Raw genomic sequence first — 18,827 nt, forward strand, 5'->3', positions numbered from 1 at the left:
AAGTGGGATTCGGTGTGGCGGCCGAATTTGGAGCGGCGGGCGCCGAGTTCGTAACCCGCTACGGAGACTCGGCCCGCTACGCCGGGGAGCCAGGGGGCGGGCCGGGTTGCCGCGGCCAGGGTTTCGGGGGTCATGATGCGGACGCCGTCGAGTTCGCCGCCGCGGGTGAGGATTTCGTAGAAGCGGGACAGTTCGGTGGCGGTGGTGACGAGGTTGCCGGAGGGGAGTTCGGCGGTGAGGAAGGCGCGGGCGGCGGCTTCGTCGGTGGGGCCGGAGAGGCCGCCGCCGAGGGCTCGGCCCGCGAGGTGCCGCCAGATCCTGGCCGGGCCGGGGCCGACCTTGACGCTGGGCACCACCAGGTCGACGTCCTCGGGGCGCACGCCGAAGTTGTTCCAGCGGAAGCCGAGCGGCTCGAGCACCTGTTCGCGGAGATGGTCGCGCATGGCCTTGCCGGTGGCGCGCTGGACCAGCAGGCGCTGGATGAGTCCGCCGGTCATGGCGTGGTAGACCCGGAACCGCCCGGGCTTCCAGCTGGGGACCAGATCGGCCAGCCCGCGCACCGCGAGCTCCTCGTCGAGCACCATGTCCGCGCCGCGATGGGGCGCGGTGATGAACGGGACGCCCGCGGAATGCGACAACACATCACCGATGGTGATGCGGTCCTTGCCGTGACTCGAGAACTCCGGGATGTACTCGCAGACGCGGTCCTCGAGCGCGAACGCGCCCTGCTCGATCAGCATGAACATCAATGCCGCGGCAACACCTTTGGCCGTGGAGAAACCGCAGAACGGTGAATCGGGCGTCACCAGCCGCTTCTCGGCATCGGGTGCATCCTTGGGCGCGTTGCCCCACCCGTACCCGATGGCCCGGTTCAGCACGATGTGCCCGTGATGACGCAGGCACACCTGGATGGCCGGGGTCGTGCCCATCCGGTACCAGTCCTGCACCGACTGCCAGATCGCATCGATATCGCCGCGCGTGAGACCCGCGTCGGCGGGATCGGATTCGGGTCCGACGGTGGTCACCGCGTCGAGGTCCGGATCGATCCGCACCAGCGCTGTCATACCTGCGGTCATTCGACCAGCATAGAGAGATCTTGGTTCCCAGGATTCTCCCAGCAAGGAGCCAAACTCCTCACCGCCAACCAACTCCGAGATGTCTCACAAATGTCTCATAATTATGAGACTACTGTTCGGTCGCCATGGTGAGATGCCGGTAGAGGGTCGCGCGGGATACGCCCAGTTCGGACGCGATCTCGTCGACGGTGTAGTCACCGGTATCGCGCATGCGGCGAGCGGATTCCACCATCGCCGAGGTCATCGCCCCTGGGCGGCCGCGGGACGGCCGGGGGTGGGGTGTCTCCGGTGCGACTTCCGCACGCCTCCCGCCACGCCGGGGTCGCGAGCCCAGGAGTCGTTGCGCGCCCTCGAGAATCGCGGCTCGCACCTGGGATTCCGGCTGGTCCGCGAAGATCACCACCGGATCGCTGAGCGCGGCATATACCTGTGCGGCGCGCACTTTTGCGGCGAGGTCAGCCCCCGGTCCGGCGATCAACTCCTGCGCCGACAGGGCGATGTCCCGCAATCGCGCATAAGTCCCGTCGTCGGCCGATAGCGCCTGGTCCTGCATGTGCATCCGCAGCAATCGGGTGTGCCGCAGCCATGTATCGAGCAGTCCTTCCACTACCGCCCAGGGCCGCTCGTCCGGATCCGCGATGGGTCGGATCGATTCCAGCAGCGCCTCGGTCTCGACCAGCAGTGGCTCGACCAGCGCGACGACGATATCGCTCTTGCTCGGGAAGTGATAGAGCACAGCGGTTTTGGTCAATCCCACCTGCTCGGCGATCTCCCGCACCGAGACGTCATGAAACCCGCGCTCGGCGAACAAGCCGAGCGCGGTCCGCAGGATTCGAGCACGCGAGTCGTCGGTCATGGAACGAAATCCTACCTCTTGACTGACCGTCGGTCAGTGACTTACCGTCATATCACTGACCGGCGGTCAGTATTTTTGAGATAGGAGATTGTCATGTCGAACCAGAAGATCCTGATATCCGGCGCCGGTATCGCGGGGCAGACGCTGGCGTATTGGCTTGCCCGCCACGGCTTCCAGCCGACCATCGTCGAGCGCGCGCCCGGACTGCGGACCGGCGGCCAGGGCGTGGACATTCGCGATCAGGCGATCGAGGTCGCCGAGCGGATGGGCATCATGGACCGGGCACGGGCCCTCGCCGCCGATGTGACCGGCATGCGGTTCGTCCGCGCCGACGGCGGCGAGATCGCCCGGATCGACATGGACGGCATCAAGGACAAGCACGAGAGCGCCGAAGTGGAGATCATGCGCGGTGACCTGGTGCGGATCCTGCACGAGATCACCGCGGACACCGTCGAATACCTCTTCGACGACTCCATCCAGGCCCTCGATCAGGACGACCACGGCGTCACCGTCACCTTCGCGAAGAGCCCGGCCCGGCGCTTCGACCTGGTGATCGGCGCCGACGGCCTGCACTCCACGGTCCGGCGGCTGGCCTTCGGCCCGGAAGCGGATTACGTGCGCTTCATGGACCACTACTTCGCCTTCGGGAACGCCGATGCGGCGCTGGGCCCCGACCGGTGGGTCACGGTGCACAACACTCCCGGCCGGATGTCGGGCGTCTACCGCTCGGGCAACCACCCGCAGGCCAAGGCGTACCTCATCTTCCGCAGCCCGCAGCGTGACGTCGATCTGCGCGACCAGCAGGCGGCCCGCGCCCTGCTGTCGGAGGAGTTCGGCGGTGAAAAGGCCTGGCACGTACCCGAATTGCTGGCCAGCGTGATCGCCGACCCGGACGCCTACATCGACGCCCTCGGCCAGGTCCGGATGGATTCCTGGTCCACGGGCCGGATCGCGCTCGTCGGCGACGCCGCCTACTGCGCCTCCCCGGTCTCGGGTGCGGGCGCCGAGATCGCCCTGGTCGGCGCCTACCGCCTGGCCGGTGAACTCGCCGCGGCCGCAGGCGATCACCGCGTCGCCTTCCAACGCTACGAGCAAACCCATCGGCCCTTGATCGAACGCAAGCAACAGGTCGGGCCCAACCTGCGGCTCATGGTGCCGAAGTCCCGCCTGGGCATGGCGGTGCGAAACACCATCACCCGCCTGCCACTCCTGGAATCGATGGCCGGGATGGAACGCATCATGTCTCCCAAGGCCACCGAACCCCTGCCTCACTGAGACGGAGGCATGCCGCGGATCCGGCCCCGGGGAAGGGGCCGGATTCGCGGCGTCAGGCCAGACGGACTTCGGCGGTGGCCAGGCCGAAGACCTTGCGCCCGGCCGATTTCGCGACGATGACGACCACCGCGGTGCGGGTGTCGGGATCGATCGACTTGATCCGACCCGTGAATTCGACGGTGCCGGGGGCACCGGATTCGATGATCGTGTAGTTCGACAACCGGACGCTGTATCGGATCAAGGCGCCCGGGTCGCCTAGCCATTCGGTGACGAACCCCGCGCCGAGGCCCATGGTGAGCATGCCGTGCGCGATCACGTCCGGCAGCCCGGCCAGTGTGGCCACCTCGTCGTGCCAGTGAATGGGATTCACATCGCCGGAGACCCCGGCGTAGTTCACCAGATCGCCGCGCGTCAGGCGGACCGATCGGGCGGGCAGTTCGGCGCCGACGATCACGTCCTCGAATCGGAGCGCGGTGCGAGGCTCTCGAGTGCGCGAGATGAGCGAAAAGCGCGCGGCGGTCCGCGAATTCGGGTCCGGATCGGTGGCCGCGTCCGTGGTTCGGGTCGTGTCCAGACCGCTCATCATGACGCGTTCGATCGTGGCGCTGACGTCGGCATCGACGTCTTCGCTGGTGAGCCCGATGACGGTGGTGTGCATGATCAGCACGATGTCGCCGGTCTGATCGGTGAACGTGTTGGTGATGGTGAGCAGGTCCTTGCCCGCGATCTGGCGAACAGTGGTCAGTTCGACATCGCTGATCAGGCGGTCGCCGGTGAGGATCGGCTTGTGCATCTCGAAGACCTGATCGGTCTGCACGACCACGTCGTAGCCGGTCAGGACGGTTTCGAGGAGCTTGCGATTGGCCAGCATGGCGGCGGTGGAGATGAAGGTGGTCGGCGCGATCAGGCCGGTATAGCCGAATTCGCGGGCCGCGTCCTCACTCCAGTGCGCGGGATGGAAATCCTGCACGGCGCGCGCGTACTCGCGGATCTTCTCCCTCCCGACCTCGTAGTAATCGTCCGTCCGATAGCGAAGACCCACGAGACCGAGCACATCGAACGCCGCTTCCACCAAGGCCTCTCCTTCATCCGGATTCGTCTCGACACTCCGAACCGGTACCGGCGGCACCGGATTCACGAGTGAAAGCTCACCATCCCACACGACCGCCCGTCGATGCCGCAATTGACGAACGCGGCATCGCGATTCCGGGACCGCAACACATCAGACCGATGGGTATGCGAACATATGTTCGTGTCCGGTCCCGTCGTGAGTACCACCGACCGCCCCGAGCGGGCGGCCATTCTGCATGCTGACCTGGACTCCTTCTATGCCTCGGTGGAACAGCGCGACAATCCGCGCCTGCGCGGCCGGCCCGTGCTCGTCGGTGGCGGCGTCGTGCTGGCCGCCAGCTATGAGGCGAAGGCCTTCGGGGTTCGGACGCCCATGAATCTGCGGCAGGCGATGAATCTATGTCCGCACGCTATCGTGGTGCCGCCGCGGATGTCGGCGTATTCGCAAGCCAGCAAGCAGGTTTTCGAGATCTTCCGGGACACCACCCCGGAGGTCGAGGGCATTTCGATCGACGAGGCCTTCCTCGATGTGGCCGGACTGTGGCGGATCGCCGGTGCGCCGGTGGATATCGCGCAGCGGCTGCGGTCCCGGGTGCGGGCGGAGGTGGGGCTGCCGATCTCGGTCGGGGTGGCGCGCACCAAATTCCTCGCCAAGGTGGCCAGCGCGGTGTCCAAACCCGATGGGCTGCTGGAGGTTCCGCCGGACCGGGAGCTGGAATTCCTGCACCCGCTGCCGGTGGAGCGGCTGTGGGGTGTCGGCGAGGTGACGGCCCGGGAGCTGCACGAACGCGGCATCACCCGGGTGGGGCAGCTCGCCGAGCTGGGTGAGGGGCCGCTGGCCGCGGTGCTCGGTCCGGCGGTCGGCAGGCATCTGCACGCGCTGTCGTGGGCGCGCGACCCGCGCCGGGTCGACACCGGTCGGCGGCGGCGCTCGATCGGCGCGCAGCGGGCGCTCGGGCGCCGTCATCGCAGCGATGCGGAGATCGAGGCGTATCTGCACGGTCTGGCCGATCGGCTGGGGCACCGGTTGCGCACGGCGCGGCGGGTCTGCCGAACGGTGGTGCTGCGCATGCGTTTCGATGATTTCGGGCGCGCCACCCGCTCGCACACCCTGCCCGAGGCGACCGATCGCGGGGCGGTGATCCTCGATGCGGCCCGGACCCTGCTCGAGACCGCGCAGCCGCTGATTCACGAACGCGGGGGTCTCACGCTGATCGGTCTGTCGCTGACGAATCTCGATAATGCCGACACCATGCAGCTGTCCCTGCCGCTCGAGGCCCGGGCGGAATCGACCTTGGATTCGACCCTGGACGCGCTGCGGGACCGCTTCGGCGCGGGCACGGTCACCCGGGCCGCCCTGCTGCGCCGGGGTGAGGGGCTTTCCGTCCCAATCCTTCCCGATTGAGCGGCGTAGCCTGTCCCCCATGCCTCTCGACCACGGCGACCCGGGTGACGCGCCCTCGGCTCCCCCACCGCTGACACCGATCGCGATCACCACCCGCCCGACCCCCGCCGACGAGGCCAGAACGGTTGCGGCGGCGACGAATACGGCCACCCTGGCGACCCTCGCCACCGATGGCGGACCGTGGGCCAGCTTCGTCACCTACGGGCTGCTCGACGGGCAGCCGGTGCTGTGTGTCTCGCGGCTGGCCGAGCACGGCCGCAATCTGGCCGCCGATCCGCGCGCGAGTGTCTCGATCGTCACGCCGGACCTGCCGTCGGATCCGCTGGCGGGCACCCGATTGACGTTGGCGGGCATCGCGGAACGGCCCACCGGCGAAGAGGCGGTCGCGGCGCGCGAGGCGCACCTGGCCGCGGTGCCCTCCGCCAAGAGCTATATCGACTTCAGCGATTTCACCGTGTGGGTGCTGCGCGTGCAGCGCGCCCGCTGGGTCGGCGGCTACGGGCGCATGGATTCGGCCACCGGCGCGGAATACGCCGCCGCCACCGCGGATCCGATCATTCCGGCCGCGGCCCGCGCCATCGCCCATCTGAATGACGATCACGCCGATGCGCTGCTGGACATGGCGCGGGCGCGCGGCGGCTACCCGGACGCCACCGCGGCGGTCTGCGAGCGCGCCGATCGCTACGGTCTCGACCTGCGGGTCACCACGCCGCGCGGTATCGCCGTGACACGCATCGGCTATCTCACGCCGATCGATGCCATCGCCGAATTGCGTGCGGCGACGGTCGATTTGGCGCGGGCCTCCCGCGAGGGGTAACGCGGCGCGGTCAGCGTGCGCTCTGTGACGCCGCGGCGTTGGCGTCCAGGTGTGCGAGCGAGAGCAGGTGCCGGGGCGGGGAATCCAGGATGATGCTCGACCGCACCTCGAGTCGCCCGGTGACGTGGAGCAGTTCACCGGGGGCCAGCGCACGCCATCCCGGATCCCGGTCCATGGGCTCGCTGGCGATGACGACGGCGGGGTAGTCGGCCAGGGTGCCACTGTGGGTGCGGATGCCGCCGCTGCCGTGATGATCGAGATGCTGATCCCCTTGTGCGCCACCGGCCGCGCGCCGCAGCACGAACAGCTCGTGGGTGTCCGGGTAGCGCAGCGCCCACAGGCCGGTGGCGGTGGTGAGGATCAGATTGAGCGCGTACACCGGCAGCCGGTCCGCAATCCAGCCGACCGCATCGGTGATTCCGGCGGTGACATCGCCGGAGTGGTGGTCGATGCGCTTGGTGATGAGCGCGAAGAATCGCTCGGAATCGGTGTCGCCCAGGACGAGTCGGCGATATTCACCGAGTTCGGCCTCGAGTTCCTCGAGCCCCTGCAGCACCCCGTTATGGGCGAACAACCGCCCGCGCTGCTCGAACGGATGGGTGTTGCGTGCGGTCAGTCCGCCGGTGGAGGCGAACCGCACGTGCGCCACGAAGGTCGCCGATTCACGCTCGCGCGCCTCCTGGGCGAACAAGCGGTCCGAATAAGCCGCAATCGGTTGCTTCTCCACCAGCGGCGCGCCCTCGGCCGTGAACGTACCCAGCCCGACGCCGTCCGGTTCGCGGTGACTTTGCTCGGAGAGGCTGTCGGGCGCGTCCAGCAACCAGAATGTCGCGCGCACCCGCTCCGGCGCGGCGGACAATCCGAACAGTCGGCACATGAACATCTCCTCACGCAAGAGGCGAAGCTACTCGGACTGCACGACAGTCCGGCACTTGTGGGGGATGATTGGGCCATGTCGGACACGCCGTCTGTGCTCAAGCATCATCGTATGCCTGAGCACGACGCCATGCGCCTCTCGGGCACCGTCGAGGCCATGATGTGGATCCACCGCAATTGCATCGAGGGCGACGGCGATTGCGAGCAGTCGTGCGGGCGACGGCGACAGCTACTGGATCTGCGCACCAAATACGGCTGGACCTGGCCTCTTCCGAAGCCGGACGCCGCATGGCGACTGCAACACTGAGTCTTGGTGCGCCCGCGTAGCGGAATACGCGACGCGCCAGGGCAGTTGAAGCGCGCGTGACCGACATTGCCCGTCAGCGGCTGAACGAGGACATCATCCAGCAGTTCCGCGAGGGCGGCGGGCGGGTCGGCGGACAGTTCGCCGATACACCGTTGCTGCTGCTCACCACCGTCGGGGCCCGGAGCGGGGAGGCGCGGACCTGGCCGCTGGCCTATCAGCGTGACGGTGACCGCGTGGTGGTGTTCGCCGCCAATGGCGGCCGCGCGCATCGACCCGGCTGGTACCACAACCTGCTGGCCAATCCCGTCGCGACGGTCGAGGTCGGCACCGAATCCTGGCGGGTCACCGCAACCGTACTGACCGGGGACGAACGGAATCTCTTCTGGGAACGGCAGCTTGTGGTGTCGCCGTTTCTGGCCGATTTCCAAGCGAAATCGGCACGGGAGATTCCCGTCCTCGCGCTGACGCCCACGTCCGATCCGGTGTGAATACCCGATTACCGGCGCGTCGGCGCCAAGGCCCCTGACAGGATTTTGGTCGGACACGCGAATCGGGGTCTGCCGCAAAGGGAACACCGCTTCGATCTAGGGTCGGGGGCATGCCAGATCCGACGCAGGTCAGTCCGGAGTCGCCGGAGGAGCGGGGCGCGGTGATCGCGGTGCCCGAGGAGGTGCGCGGGGAGCTGCGGCGCGGGGTGCGCAGTGTGCTGGTCGACGCGGCGGCATTGCGGCTGGTGCGGGATCGGTTCGATGAGGTGCAGGCCGGGTCGCTGCGGCGGTATCTGGAGGCCTCGCAGTCGGCGAATACGTTGCGCGCGTATCGAACCGACTGGATCGCGTGGGCGGCGTGGTGTGCGGCGGAATCGCGGCAGGCGCTGCCCGCCGACCCGCTGGACGTGGCGGTGTACCTCGCCGCGGCTGCCGACGCGCGGCGCGAGAACGGCGAATGGGCGTTCAGCGCCGCGACTTTGGAGCGCAAGGCCGCCGCGCTGGCCGCCGTCCACGCCGCTAATGGCCTACCCTCCCCCACCCGCGCGGACGTGGTGCGGCTGACGCTGCGCGGTATCCGCCGCACCCGGCGCACCCAACCCAAGCGCAAGCGGCCGGTGCTGATGCACACCCTCGATCAATTGCTCGCCGAACTGCCGCCGCCGGGCTGGCCCACCGAACCGGCGCGACGCCGTGACACGCTGCTGTTGCTGGTGGGCTTCGCGGGTGCGTTGCGGCGCAGCGAAATCGCCGCGCTGCGGGTTACCGATGTCACCGTGACCACCGACCACACCACCGGTGAACCGCTGTTGCTGATCCAACTCCCGACCACCAAGACCGACCCCACCGGCGTCAATGAACAGCGTGTGGCGCTCCCGCGCGGTCAACGCCCCCACACCTGCCCGGTCTGCGCGTTCGCCGACTGGACTCGGCTGCGGGAAATCCATACCGCCGATCTCCGAACCTGGCTGAGCACCACCGCGTCCCCCGATCCCCACATCCACCGCTGCCACGGCTTCACCGGAACCACCCTCACCGACCCCGACATCCCCCTGTTTCCCTCGATCTCCCGCCACGGCGGCATCGCCTCCACCGCGATGTCGGGCCGTGCCGTGGCCGAACTCGTGAAACGCTATGCCGCGCGAGCAGGCCTGGACCCCGCGCTGTTCTCCGGTCACTCCCTCCGCGCCGGTTTCGCCACCCAGGCCGCGCTCGGCGGCGCGAGCGACCGCGAGATCATGCGCCAGGGCCGCTGGTCCAACCCGCGCACCGTCCACGGCTACATCCGCACCGCAAACCCCTTGGAAGACAATGCCGTAACCAAACTCGGCCTTTGACCCGACTGGCGAAGGATCGGGCCGTGATGCGGAAATGACGCACATTTGATCGCCGTTTCCGCTGCTTGAACGATTCTGTCGGCATGCGATCTCTTTTAAAGCCGACCGCGGCCGCCGCCACACTGCTTCTCGGGCTGACGCTGGCCGGCTGCGGTGGCGATACCGGGTCCCCGGCCGCCGCCCCCACGAAATCGTCGAAAGGTACGGGCGCGACCGGCACCGAGCCGGACTACACGCCGACCGGTGCGCTGCTGGCCGATTCCGGATTCCGGCCCGCCGTCAATGGATTCGGTTTCCAGAATTACGGCAATGACGAGAATCCGGCCAACCTCACTCCCGCCACCATGCGCACCCTCTTCGGTGACGCGGTGTGCGCCAATGTTCTCGACGGCGCCTGCGCCCTCATCCCGCAGGCGGAAGCCTGGATGGAGCAGCAGAACAAGGGCATGGGCGGCGGCCACTGCTACGGCATGTCGGTGGCCAGCCTGCTGCTGCACTCCCAGGCGCTCACGCCGTCCGCCTTCGGCGCGGCCAGTACGCCCGAACTCGGGCTCGCCAACAATCAGAAATTGCAGGAATTCATCGCGAAACAGTTCGTCGGACAGAACTTCGCGGAGGTCAAAGCGGGTCAGATCAAGGGCACCCCGTCGCAGATCGTCGACAAGCTCATCGAGGTGCTCAAGCCCGGTGCGCCGGAGACGTATTCGATCGGCTTCTACAAGCGCGATATGACCGGCGGCCACGAAGTCACCCCGTACGCGATCGAGGACAAGGGCTCCGACAAGGCCGCGATCCTGATCTACGACAACAACTACCCCGGCATCACCCGCCATATCGACGTGGACCGGAAAGCCAACACCTGGACTTACGAAACCGCCTCCAACCCGGCCGAACCCAGCGAACCCTACGAGGGCGACGCCACCACCGCCTCTCTCGAACTCGACCCGACCAACCCGGCCCAGCGAGTCGTCGCCTTCCCCTACACCGGCGATGAACCCAAGGGCGGCAAGGGATCCGCGCAGAGCGGCGTACCGACCCTGGTCTACCTCGACGGCGATCCGAAGGACCATGGCCACCTGCTCATCAGCGATGACGCGGGCCGCCGCATCGGTTTCGTGAACGGCAAGCGCGTCAACGAGATTCCGGGCGCCCGCTTCCTCGAGAACAAGTCCAACAATTCCACCTACGCCACCGAACCGGACTACGAACTCCCCTCCGGCATCCATTTCACGATCACCGTCGATGGCACCGGCATGAAAAAGGCCGACCCCACCGATGTCGTGATCCTCGGCGACGCCTTCGAGGTCGCGGTGACCGGCATCAAACTCGTCCCGGGCGCGAAATCAACCATCGACATGTCCGTCGACGGCGACCGAATCACCTATTCCTCCACCGACGCCCAAGCCCCCGATATCGAGATCGGCGAAAACTACGAACAGGCCGACTACACCTTCACCGCCCAGCACGCGGCGGTCGCCGCCAACGGCACGGTGACCGTCACCTTGCCGTTGGACCGCAATGTCTTCACCATCGACGCCGCCAAGTCCGGCACCAAGTCCGAAATCGGCATCCACATGGAACGCATCGACGATCACTCCGCCCGCACCTTCGACAAGCCGAGCATCGCCGTCTCCGCGGGCGGCAATGCCGCCTTCGATTTCGACGCTTGGGACGGCGGCGCCACCACCATCGGCTTGACCGTCACCGATAACGGCGTTCCCCGAACCACCCCACTCGCCACCAAGTAGCGGGCGCGGCGGCCATTGGATTCATCGGTCGGACTTGATCGTTCAGGCTTCCAATGGCCGCCAGCTCGGCCCGCCGCCATCACGCCGGACTCGCCCGAAGACGACATCGGCGAAATGGACGCCGAAACCGATCGTGTCCGGTCGCTCGAGTTCGGCGATCAGGTGGCGGCGGTGCTCGGCCGAGTGAACGGGGTCGTGGTCGTAGACGCAGGACCATTCGGGATGATCCACCTGGATCGGTGAGTGCAGCGCATCGCCGAAGGCGATCAGCCGTTGGCCGCCCGCGGTGATGATGAACTCGGCGTGGCCCAGAGTGTGTCCGGCCGTGATCCGGACCCGGACCCCCGGGAAGATCTCCTGCCCATCGACCACGGTGTGCACACGCCCAGCCAGGGCGGTGGCGATCGCGGTATCGCGCGCCTGCCATTCCGCCTCGGCCACAAGATAATTGGCGTTCACGAACGGAGGGCGATCGTTGCCGTGGGCGGCGGGCAGTACCCAGCCGACGTGGTCCGGGTGCAGGTGGGTGAATGCGACCGCTTCGATCTGCTCGGGCCTACAACCGAGTTGCTCCAGGCTGTCCAGCAGCGCCCCGCCATAGATGGCGCCGTTGGTGCCGCCCGACTCGGCAGGTAGCGATTGCGGGCCGAAACCCGCGTCGATCAACAGTTTTCGATCGCCGTGCTCGACCAAGAGACTGCCGATGCTGGCTACCAGGTGGCCCGAAGCATCCAGGTACTGAGGGTGTTCGGCCCATATCGCATCGGTCGTGTCGGGCAGCCAGCGGAGTGGCTTGCCTTGCACCGCCCCATCCGGCACGTACGACACTCTCATGTCGCCGAGCCGAACCGAGTGGATACCCGCTGCTCGCCGCAGCCGTTCGTCCTCGCCAATCATGCTGGTAGCCAAGCTTTCCCCTGTTCCTCATCGGGCCGTTCCGGCGGTGCGCCGCTCCCCACCATAAGATTCAAGCTAGAATCATTCAAGCTCTAATTATTCAAACTTCATGGAGTTGCTACAGTGGCGACCATGACGACGACTCCGGAACCGCAGGCCGCGGCCGAGCGCGAGCTGTGTGGGCTGGTGAACGGGTTGGCGCAGCAGATCGCCGATCATGTGCGGGTGCGCGCGGTGGGGCTGGGCCTCACGGCCGCGCAGGCGACCGCGCTTCGAGAGATGACCGGGCCGATGACCATGCGCGAGCTCGCCGCACGAATGAGTTGCGAGCCGTCCAATGCCACCTTCGTCGTCGACAAGCTCGAGCAGCAGGGGCTGATCGAGCGGCATGCGCATCCCACCGACCGGCGGGCCAAGCAATTGATTCTCACCGCCGCGGGGACCGCCCTCCGCGAGCGGCTGCTCGAACTGCTGATCCAGGATTCACCCCTGGCCGGTCTGAGTACCCAGCAGCAGCGCGTCCTTCACGAATTGCTCGAACAGGCAGTGGTTCGCCGATGAAGGAGTAGTGCGATACGCAGGTGTTCGCCCTTGCGGAGGATTAGGGTGGGATATCACCTGTTGGTGGCTCTGTAAGGGGGGCTCGATGGCTCAGAATGCCGAACTGCGGATTGCGCTTGTTTGTTATGGCGGCGTTTCGCTGGCAATTTACATGCATGGCATAACTAAGGAACTGCACAAGCTGGTGCGGGCGTCGCGTGCGTTCGATGAGATGCTCGCGAATAATTCGAAGGTTGTTAATCCGTTCGTCGATGACACCGGGACGGCCGTTGACACGGAAGGCGTTTACTTCGAAGTTCTTTCACGGTTGAACCGGGACGGGCGGCCGCTGTCGGTGGGGATCGACATCATCGCGGGGACCTCCGCCGGGGGGATCAACGGTGTGGTGTTGAGCAAGGCGATTGCGCAGAATGCCGATCAGGGGCAGTTGAAGCAGCTGTGGATCGAGCATGCTGACCTGCGGGAACTGCTGCGCTGGCGGATCGGCGGCACATTGCGATTCCGGATCGCGCTGGCGGCCACGGTCAAGATCGTGACGTTCTGGTCGGAGCGCGCAGTGCTCAACGGCGGTCTGATGTCACGGCTGCTGTATCGGGCGCTGGCGGATATGGATGCGAACGGGCCGGTTGGGTGGTCGGCGAATTCGCCGGCGCCGGTACCCGATACGCTGATTCCGCCGGGCGGGGAACTGTCGCTGTTCGTGACCACGACGGATCTCAAAGGGTTCGATGTCGCCGTCGCGTCCAGCAATGGCGGTGTCGGACAACGCGACCGCCAGCATGCGCAGGTCCTGCAATTTCTCCACGACGGCGACAATCCGACGGCCTTCGGGCCGGACGCGACGCCCACGCTGTCCTTCGCCGCCCGGGCGACCTCCGCATTTCCCGGCGCATTCGAACCGGTCAATACCGAAACCTTTCCGGCGGAGGCGGACTGCCCTCCGGGTACCACGATCGATATCCGCCGATTCCGGTACAGCTACCCGGAGCTCGGGCTGCAGGCGGAGCGCACCTGGTTCGCCGATGGCGGCGTGCTCGACAACGCGCCGTTCGATCTGGTCGTCGACGCGATCGCCCGGCGGCGGGCGGCGACGCAGGTGTATCGCCGGTTGGTGTATCTCGAGCCCGATCCCGGCTGTGAGCTCACGGCCCCACCCGCGGACACGAACGACGGGGTCGCGCAGCCCAATTGGGCCAAGGAGCTCCGTAAGATCCTCACCGGTATCAGGGGCAGCCGATCGCTGGTCCCGGATCTGATCCGGCTGCGGGACATGAACGAGCGGATCGCCGAGGTCGGGGCCATCAGTACGCAGCAGGAGGTCGAGGTGCTCGACCACATCAGCGCCGCCCTCACTTCGATGCGGGGTACGGAGCGGCCCACGCCGCGTTCGGGCTCATACGGTCTGACCGAGGCGATCGACGCCACGCCGGAGCCGGACTTCTTCCACTCCGAGGAGGACTTCCGCGAGCTTTTCGCCCGCATGCACGCGCAGGCGGTGACGGCGCTGGGTTCGACCTGGAACACCTATCAGCGGCTGAAGGCCGATACCGCCGCCCGCTGCCTCGCCGACGCGATCGTGGAGGAGTTCGCCCTGCCCGGTGAGTCGGGGACCGCGGTGTTCATCCGCTGCGCCATCGCGTCCTGGCTGCGCAATCAACCCTATTGGAGCGCGGCGAATTCCAAGGATCTCTCGGATCTGCTGCAGGGCATCGACACGCCCTACCGGCATCGCCGGCTGTTGTTCATCGTGGCCGGTCTCAACCAGCTCTACACGGTCGAGGGCGGGCCGCCGCGCGAGGACATCAACAACCTCAAGGGCCAGGCCTGGGAGCAACTGGAGAAGATGGCCAAGGCGCCCCGTGCCGCGGTCGCGGCGATGAAAGAGCATGGTCTGCTCTCCTTCCTGAACCCGGTTCAGTTGCAACAGGGGACTTTCCAGGGTGAGCGGTTCACCGCGCCGGAGGATTTCGCCCACAAGGCGTCGGCACAGTTCAACGACCTGTTCAAGGCCTACAGCGCACACCTGCGCGACACCCTCGAAAACGCCGGACAGCGCCTGTGGAAGCCGTTCGCGGACACCACGCCGAATTGGACGAAGCGCGACCGGATCCTGCTGGCCAGCCGCTACCTGGGCTTCGCGCTCTGGGACGGACTGCTGTTCCCCACGATCTCGCTGTCGGAACTGCCGCAGTTCACCCCGATCCCGCTGGTCCAGTTCAGCCCCCTGCGGGCCACCACGCTGAAACCACCGGACGGTGAGGGCAAACTCAAAGGCGTTGCCCTGCACCATTTCGGCGCCTTCGCCCACGCACCCGACCGCGAGAACGACTACCTGTGGGGCCGCCTCGACGCGGTCGAACTGATCCTGCGCACCATCGATGAAACCTTCCCGAAGGCGCACCCCGTAGGACGAGAACTGCTCCCCCGGGCACTGTCCGCGGTACTCGCGACCGAGACCGACCTGAAGCGAATCCCGCAAGAGCTGACAGCGTCACTGCACGAACAGATCACCGCACTCGAAGCCGAGAACAAGGACGGGACCGCGCGTTGGCAATAGCGCCCGGAATGGACGAGGCGACGCCGCGGCTGCCGACCGCGTAGATGAGGTAGTCGAAGGCCACGCTGCCTCCGCCCTGCGGCGCCACACTGCGCCGCACCGCATCGATTTCCGCCGCCTCGTCCACGATCAACCGGATGCCGTCGCCGGGTACGTCGGCGTAGTCGACGACGGCATTACCGGACCCGGCGACCAACTGGTGCAACCGGATTCGCTGTCGAACACAAGACACCGAGCGGGCCGGAGGTGTGACAGCCGGGGGCGGCGTATGGCGCGGATCACCGCGATAGTCAGGCCACCGGTTCCGCGGCAAGCTCGATGACCTGGGCGGGACCCGCGCGGAAGGTCGGGCTGGCGGCGTCGGCCTCGATCATGTGGGGAGTGATGTCGTGGGCGGCGAGGGCTTCCTTGGAGGACCATTCCTCCAGCAGCACAAAGCGATCCGCGTCTCCGGTCACCCGGTGCAGGTCGTATTGCAGGCAACCCTGCTCGGCGCGGACGATCGGCGCGAGCCGTTCGAAGGCCGCCACCTGTTCCTGGCCGCGGCCGGGCTGGGTCGTGATCATGATGAGAAGTCGTACAGAGTCTGACACGCGCGAAAGCCTAGAGCCGGCGGGCCAACCGCGCGCGCCAAGATCAACAACGTGGCTCGGATCAGTCCTTCAGCCGGGCGTGCAGGCGGTCGAATCGGTTTCCCAACTCGGCGTATTCGTCGAGCCATCCGCTGCTGGCCGCGATCTCGCAGAAGCTGCCGGCCGGCGCGAACAGGAACCCGAGCTCCCGCAGCCCACTCAGATCGCCCTGCCGCAGCCGCGCGACGTGCTGGTCGAGATCGCTCACCAGGTCATCGACCTCGTCGTACCGCCGTTGCCAATCCAGGACCACCGATGTCAGCCCAATTCGACTTCGTGGAATCCGACGGTGAAGCTGTGGCGGCGTTCGCGCAGCACATTGCCCTCGCGGTGGACCGAGCCCTCGGTGAAGTCGATCCGCAGCTCTTCGCGGCGGCGATCGACGGACCGCACCACGCCGCACACGCCGGTGAACGGCCCCTCCGGGAAGTACACGACATCGCCGGGACTGAAGTCGGTAAGGCCCACGCCGCCACAGTAATCCACCGCGATGATCTTCGCCCGCAGGCGCCGCGCGGTGATCTACCGTGGCGGCATGACCGACAGCGAGACGCCGTGGGAACCACCCCTGGCGGGCACCGAGGCCGAGCACCTCATCGGCGCGCTCGAACGCCTTCGCGCCACTTTTCGCTGGAAATGCGATGACCTCGACGCGGTCGGTCTCGACACCCGAATCGGCGCGTCGGCCCTGACCCTCGGCGGCCTGCTCAAGCATCTCGCTCGCGCCGAGGACGAAATGTTCACCGCGAAGTTCTCCGGTTCCCCGCCGAGCGCGCCATGGGACACCGTCGACTGGCGTGCCGATCCCGACTGGGACTTCACCTCGGCCGCCGCCGACTCCCCCGCCGCTCTGTACCGCCTGTGGGACACCACGATCGACCGTTCCAGGTCGAAACTCAATGCCGCCTTGGCAAACGGCGGCCTCGACCAGCTGGTCCACCTCTCCTGGCCCGACGGCCGCCACCTCAGCCTCCGCCGCCTGCTCTGCGACCTCATCGAGGAATACGGTCGCCACACCGGCCACGCCGACCTCCTGCGCGAATCCGTCGACGGCCGAGTCGGCGAAGACCCCCCACCCGGCTGGCGGCCCCGCTCCCGCTGACGGCTATGACGCGGGTCGGGTTCGCAGGCTGTCGCGTTCGGCGGTCAGTGCCGTATTCGATTCGCGGAGTGCGGTATTGGCGTCCTCGAGGTCGAGGATGCGACCGATTCCGATGAGGTTGATGCCCTGCCCGGACAGGGCGACGATGCGCGCCAGCCGCGCGAGGTCGTCGCCGCTGTAGCGGCGGGTGCCTCCGCTGCTGCGGGTCGGAGTGATCAGGCCGTGCTGCTCATACAGGCGCAGGGTCTGCACCCCGACACCGGACAGCTCGGCCGCCACCGAGATCGCGTACACCGCTTGTCCCGACAGCGGCAGGTGGCCTTGGTCGCTCACCGGCATCCGGTGCTCCCCTTCTCGTCGTCACCGCCTGGTCGCGGTGGGTTCACATTACCTCGGCCCAGAACTTGCACTCGCCTAGCGAGGGTGCTAAAAATTATCTCTGTCAGATGACATAGATTATCTGCCGAGAACGCGATCGAGAATGGAGTGAGTTGGAGGTGGCAGCCATGCTGATGCGCACCGATCCCTTCCGTGACCTGGATCGGTTGACCCAGGCGGTATTCGGCACCCCGGCGCGGCCCGCGGTGATGCCGATGGACGCCTGGCGCGACGACGACGCATTGGAGTTCGAATTGCGCCTCACCCCGTCCGCGGGCCCGCGCTTCGACGCACTCACCGCCCGCTATAGAGAAGCGGCAGACCTGATCGCCATCCTGTCGGCCCCCGTCACGCAGGACCGGGATCCGGCGATAGAGTCCTGAACCACTTTCTTGCGGCGAACTACACTGCCGCTCACCATCTTTCGCGAAACGACGGCCTCCATCTCGACACGGCCAGGGGTGAGAGGCCTTGGCGTCATCGATCGAGGAGGTGTGGACCTTCGATGGCCGAGCCGAAGCACGCGCACACCTTGTTGCCGTCCATCCAGGTCGTGTGGTCACCCGAACAAGCGGCGTTCGTGGCCACCTCCCCCCGCTGCCCAGGCATGACCGGCACCGACCGATGGTCCTCACTGGCCGCGGTCGACGCACTGATCGAGGCCGCCGGTCAGCGCGAGACGAGAGAGCCGGCGAGCACCGGCCGCACCGCAGCCCATTCGGTCGCGAGGATGGAGTAGTACGCCGAGTCGCGAACGGTCCCGTCGGCTCCGGCGAAGTCGCCGCGCAAGACACCGTCGAATCGCGCCCCGAGCCGTTCGATCGCACGGCGAGAGCGCTCATTTCGCACGTCGGTGCGAAAGCGCACGCGGTGCACCTGCCACGTGGTGAATGCGTGGTCGAGCATGAGCAGTTTGGCCTCGCGGTTGGCTCCGGTGCGCTGGGCCGAGTGCGCCAGCCACGTGGATCCGATCTCGACGGCATCCGGGGTGACCGGGGGCTCGGCGTGCCACGGCCATTGCTCGAGATGAAAACTGCTGCTGCCGAGGACTTCACCCGTATCGGTCGATCGCAACACCAGGGGCAGTTGGCGATTGGCGGCGCGGGCGGCGAGCTGCTGCTCGACCAGACGCCGCATGCCGTCCTCGTCGGCGGGCAGGTGCGCGAACGTGTAGGACTCGCGCGATTCCACCGCGGCGGCCGCCAAGAACGGCACATCCTCCAGCGACAGCTCGGTCAGCTGAACGATCTTCCCCGACAACACCAACGTCACAACCCCACCCCAAGACCTCTGCGCCACACGACTTTCCGTCGCCGCTCGCGAGCCTACAGAACGCGCGATTGCCGGTGCGGAGGGGTCAGTGGGGGTCGATCAGGTGCTCGACGAGGGTGATCAGGGATTCCAGGCAGGGGGTGCGGTCTCGGGCGTCGAGGCGCATGAGGGG

At 67.1% G+C, this 18,827-nt stretch carries 22 protein-coding genes; 11 read left to right on the forward strand and 11 right to left on the reverse strand.

Going from position 1 to position 18,827, the window contains the following annotated elements:
* Positions 1-1,076: serine hydrolase domain-containing protein (locus tag ACAM49_RS30810; protein WP_369639069.1), on the reverse strand; the 1,076-nt coding region annotated here is incomplete at its 3' end.
* A gap of 109 nt (positions 1,077-1,185) precedes the next feature.
* Complete coding sequence (locus tag ACAM49_RS30815; protein WP_369639070.1) at positions 1,186-1,932, reverse strand: TetR family transcriptional regulator; 747 nt, start codon at positions 1,930-1,932, stop codon at positions 1,186-1,188.
* A gap of 93 nt (positions 1,933-2,025) precedes the next feature.
* Between ACAM49_RS30815 and ACAM49_RS30820 the strand changes: the two genes are divergently transcribed.
* Positions 2,026-3,207 carry an FAD-dependent monooxygenase gene (locus ACAM49_RS30820; protein ID WP_369639071.1) on the forward strand — a complete coding sequence of 394 codons (1,182 nt, stop codon included), beginning with the start codon at positions 2,026-2,028 and terminating at the stop codon, positions 3,205-3,207.
* Between the two features lie 52 nt (positions 3,208-3,259).
* Here the strand turns inward: ACAM49_RS30820 and ACAM49_RS30825 are convergent, their stop codons facing one another.
* Positions 3,260-4,279 carry a fused (3R)-hydroxyacyl-ACP dehydratase subunits HadA/HadB gene (locus ACAM49_RS30825; protein ID WP_369639089.1) on the reverse strand — a complete coding sequence of 340 codons (1,020 nt, stop codon included), beginning with the start codon at positions 4,277-4,279 and terminating at the stop codon, positions 3,260-3,262.
* Positions 4,280-4,453: 174 nt separating this feature from the next.
* Here ACAM49_RS30825 and dinB point away from each other — a divergent pair, with 174 nt between their 5' ends.
* Entirely contained in the window at positions 4,454-5,683 is a 1,230-nt protein-coding gene (gene dinB, locus ACAM49_RS30830; RefSeq protein WP_369639072.1) for a DNA polymerase IV, read from the forward strand.
* Between the two features lie 19 nt (positions 5,684-5,702).
* A complete protein-coding gene (locus ACAM49_RS30835) occupies positions 5,703-6,500 on the forward strand; it encodes a HugZ family protein (RefSeq protein WP_369639073.1) in 798 nt (265 codons plus the stop codon).
* A 10-nt stretch (positions 6,501-6,510) separates the two neighbouring features.
* Here ACAM49_RS30835 and ACAM49_RS30840 read toward each other — a convergent pair whose 3' ends face one another.
* A complete protein-coding gene (locus tag ACAM49_RS30840) occupies positions 6,511-7,377 on the reverse strand; it encodes a class II glutamine amidotransferase (RefSeq protein WP_369639074.1) in 867 nt (288 codons plus the stop codon).
* Between the two features lie 111 nt (positions 7,378-7,488).
* Here ACAM49_RS30840 and ACAM49_RS30845 point away from each other — a divergent pair, with 111 nt between their 5' ends.
* The 4 genes from ACAM49_RS30845 to ACAM49_RS30860 all read left to right on the forward strand — a co-directional run bounded on the left by ACAM49_RS30845 (position 7,489) and on the right by ACAM49_RS30860 (position 11,256).
* Positions 7,489-7,683 (forward strand): hypothetical protein, encoded by a 195-nt coding sequence (locus tag ACAM49_RS30845; protein ID WP_369639075.1) that lies wholly within the window; start codon positions 7,489-7,491, stop codon positions 7,681-7,683.
* 56 nt (positions 7,684-7,739) lie between these two features.
* Complete coding sequence (locus ACAM49_RS30850; protein ID WP_369639076.1) at positions 7,740-8,171, forward strand: nitroreductase family deazaflavin-dependent oxidoreductase; 432 nt, start codon at positions 7,740-7,742, stop codon at positions 8,169-8,171.
* 110 nt (positions 8,172-8,281) lie between these two features.
* Complete coding sequence (locus ACAM49_RS30855; RefSeq protein WP_369639077.1) at positions 8,282-9,508, forward strand: site-specific integrase; 1,227 nt, start codon at positions 8,282-8,284, stop codon at positions 9,506-9,508.
* 83 nt (positions 9,509-9,591) lie between these two features.
* Entirely contained in the window at positions 9,592-11,256 is a 1,665-nt protein-coding gene (locus ACAM49_RS30860) for a hypothetical protein (protein WP_369639078.1), read from the forward strand.
* A gap of 42 nt (positions 11,257-11,298) precedes the next feature.
* On the opposite strand, the gene ACAM49_RS30865 is transcribed toward ACAM49_RS30860, so the two are convergent.
* The gene (locus tag ACAM49_RS30865) at positions 11,299-12,090 is read right to left on the reverse strand and encodes an MBL fold metallo-hydrolase (RefSeq protein ID WP_369639079.1); all 792 of its coding nucleotides are present in this window, start codon (positions 12,088-12,090) and stop codon (positions 11,299-11,301) included.
* A 195-nt stretch (positions 12,091-12,285) separates the two neighbouring features.
* Here ACAM49_RS30865 and ACAM49_RS30870 point away from each other — a divergent pair, with 195 nt between their 5' ends.
* Positions 12,286-12,714 (forward strand): MarR family winged helix-turn-helix transcriptional regulator, encoded by a 429-nt coding sequence (locus ACAM49_RS30870; protein WP_369639080.1) that lies wholly within the window; start codon positions 12,286-12,288, stop codon positions 12,712-12,714.
* Positions 12,715-12,799: 85 nt separating this feature from the next.
* Complete coding sequence (locus tag ACAM49_RS30875; RefSeq protein ID WP_369639081.1) at positions 12,800-15,271, forward strand: patatin-like protein; 2,472 nt, start codon at positions 12,800-12,802, stop codon at positions 15,269-15,271.
* Here ACAM49_RS30875 and ACAM49_RS30880 read toward each other — a convergent pair.
* The 4 genes from ACAM49_RS30880 to ACAM49_RS30895 all read right to left on the reverse strand — a co-directional run bounded on the left by ACAM49_RS30880 (position 15,222) and on the right by ACAM49_RS30895 (position 16,371).
* Positions 15,222-15,476, reverse strand: coding sequence for a hypothetical protein (locus ACAM49_RS30880; protein WP_369639082.1), 255 nt, complete (start codon positions 15,474-15,476; stop codon positions 15,222-15,224). The two genes, ACAM49_RS30875 and ACAM49_RS30880, sit on opposite strands and share 50 nt — an antisense overlap.
* A gap of 85 nt (positions 15,477-15,561) precedes the next feature.
* Positions 15,562-15,864, reverse strand: coding sequence for a putative quinol monooxygenase (locus tag ACAM49_RS30885; protein ID WP_369639083.1), 303 nt, complete (start codon positions 15,862-15,864; stop codon positions 15,562-15,564).
* Between the two features lie 61 nt (positions 15,865-15,925).
* Positions 15,926-16,156 carry a hypothetical protein gene (locus ACAM49_RS30890; RefSeq protein WP_369639084.1) on the reverse strand — a complete coding sequence of 77 codons (231 nt, stop codon included), beginning with the start codon at positions 16,154-16,156 and terminating at the stop codon, positions 15,926-15,928.
* Positions 16,157-16,161: 5 nt separating this feature from the next.
* On the reverse strand, positions 16,162-16,371 hold the full coding sequence (locus tag ACAM49_RS30895) for a hypothetical protein (RefSeq protein WP_369639085.1): 210 nt from the start codon (positions 16,369-16,371) through the stop codon (positions 16,162-16,164).
* Between the two features lie 67 nt (positions 16,372-16,438).
* Here ACAM49_RS30895 and ACAM49_RS30900 point away from each other — a divergent pair, with 67 nt between their 5' ends.
* Positions 16,439-17,005: a DUF664 domain-containing protein gene (locus ACAM49_RS30900; protein WP_369639086.1), complete on the forward strand. Its 567-nt coding sequence runs from the start codon at positions 16,439-16,441 to the stop codon at positions 17,003-17,005.
* 3 nt (positions 17,006-17,008) lie between these two features.
* On the opposite strand, the gene ACAM49_RS30905 is transcribed toward ACAM49_RS30900, so the two are convergent.
* Complete coding sequence (locus ACAM49_RS30905) at positions 17,009-17,344, reverse strand: MerR family transcriptional regulator (protein ID WP_369639087.1); 336 nt, start codon at positions 17,342-17,344, stop codon at positions 17,009-17,011.
* A 158-nt stretch (positions 17,345-17,502) separates the two neighbouring features.
* Between ACAM49_RS30905 and ACAM49_RS30910 the strand changes: the two genes are divergently transcribed.
* Positions 17,503-17,766: a hypothetical protein gene (locus ACAM49_RS30910; protein ID WP_369639090.1), complete on the forward strand. Its 264-nt coding sequence runs from the start codon at positions 17,503-17,505 to the stop codon at positions 17,764-17,766.
* A 286-nt stretch (positions 17,767-18,052) separates the two neighbouring features.
* Here ACAM49_RS30910 and ACAM49_RS30915 read toward each other — a convergent pair whose 3' ends face one another.
* Positions 18,053-18,655 carry a GNAT family N-acetyltransferase gene (locus tag ACAM49_RS30915; protein ID WP_369639088.1) on the reverse strand — a complete coding sequence of 201 codons (603 nt, stop codon included), beginning with the start codon at positions 18,653-18,655 and terminating at the stop codon, positions 18,053-18,055.
* Positions 18,656-18,827 lie beyond the last annotated feature (172 nt).

The sequence above is a fragment of the Nocardia sp. JMUB6875 genome, assembly GCF_041154655.1.
Taxonomy (GTDB): Bacteria; Actinomycetota; Actinomycetes; order Mycobacteriales; family Mycobacteriaceae; genus Nocardia.

Bases quoted from the DNA above. Each gene is read 5' to 3' on its own strand.
- ACAM49_RS30815 (WP_369639070.1), bottom strand. From the start codon at position 1,932: ATGACCGACGACTCGCGTGCTCGAATCCTGCGGACCGCGCTCGGCTTG.
- ACAM49_RS30820 (WP_369639071.1), top strand. From the start codon at position 2,026: ATGTCGAACCAGAAGATCCTGATATCCGGCGCCGGTATCGCGGGGCAG.
- dinB (WP_369639072.1), top strand. From the start codon at position 4,454: ATGTTCGTGTCCGGTCCCGTCGTGAGTACCACCGACCGCCCCGAGCGG.
- ACAM49_RS30835 (WP_369639073.1), top strand. From the start codon at position 5,703: ATGCCTCTCGACCACGGCGACCCGGGTGACGCGCCCTCGGCTCCCCCA.
- ACAM49_RS30840 (WP_369639074.1), bottom strand. From the start codon at position 7,377: ATGTGCCGACTGTTCGGATTGTCCGCCGCGCCGGAGCGGGTGCGCGCG.
- ACAM49_RS30845 (WP_369639075.1), top strand. From the start codon at position 7,489: ATGCCTGAGCACGACGCCATGCGCCTCTCGGGCACCGTCGAGGCCATG.
- ACAM49_RS30855 (WP_369639077.1), top strand. From the start codon at position 8,282: ATGCCAGATCCGACGCAGGTCAGTCCGGAGTCGCCGGAGGAGCGGGGC.
- ACAM49_RS30860 (WP_369639078.1), top strand. From the start codon at position 9,592: ATGCGATCTCTTTTAAAGCCGACCGCGGCCGCCGCCACACTGCTTCTC.
- ACAM49_RS30865 (WP_369639079.1), bottom strand. From the start codon at position 12,090: ATGAGAGTGTCGTACGTGCCGGATGGGGCGGTGCAAGGCAAGCCACTC.
- ACAM49_RS30870 (WP_369639080.1), top strand. From the start codon at position 12,286: ATGACGACGACTCCGGAACCGCAGGCCGCGGCCGAGCGCGAGCTGTGT.
- ACAM49_RS30875 (WP_369639081.1), top strand. From the start codon at position 12,800: ATGGCTCAGAATGCCGAACTGCGGATTGCGCTTGTTTGTTATGGCGGC.
- ACAM49_RS30900 (WP_369639086.1), top strand. From the start codon at position 16,439: ATGACCGACAGCGAGACGCCGTGGGAACCACCCCTGGCGGGCACCGAG.
- ACAM49_RS30905 (WP_369639087.1), bottom strand. From the start codon at position 17,344: ATGCCGGTGAGCGACCAAGGCCACCTGCCGCTGTCGGGACAAGCGGTG.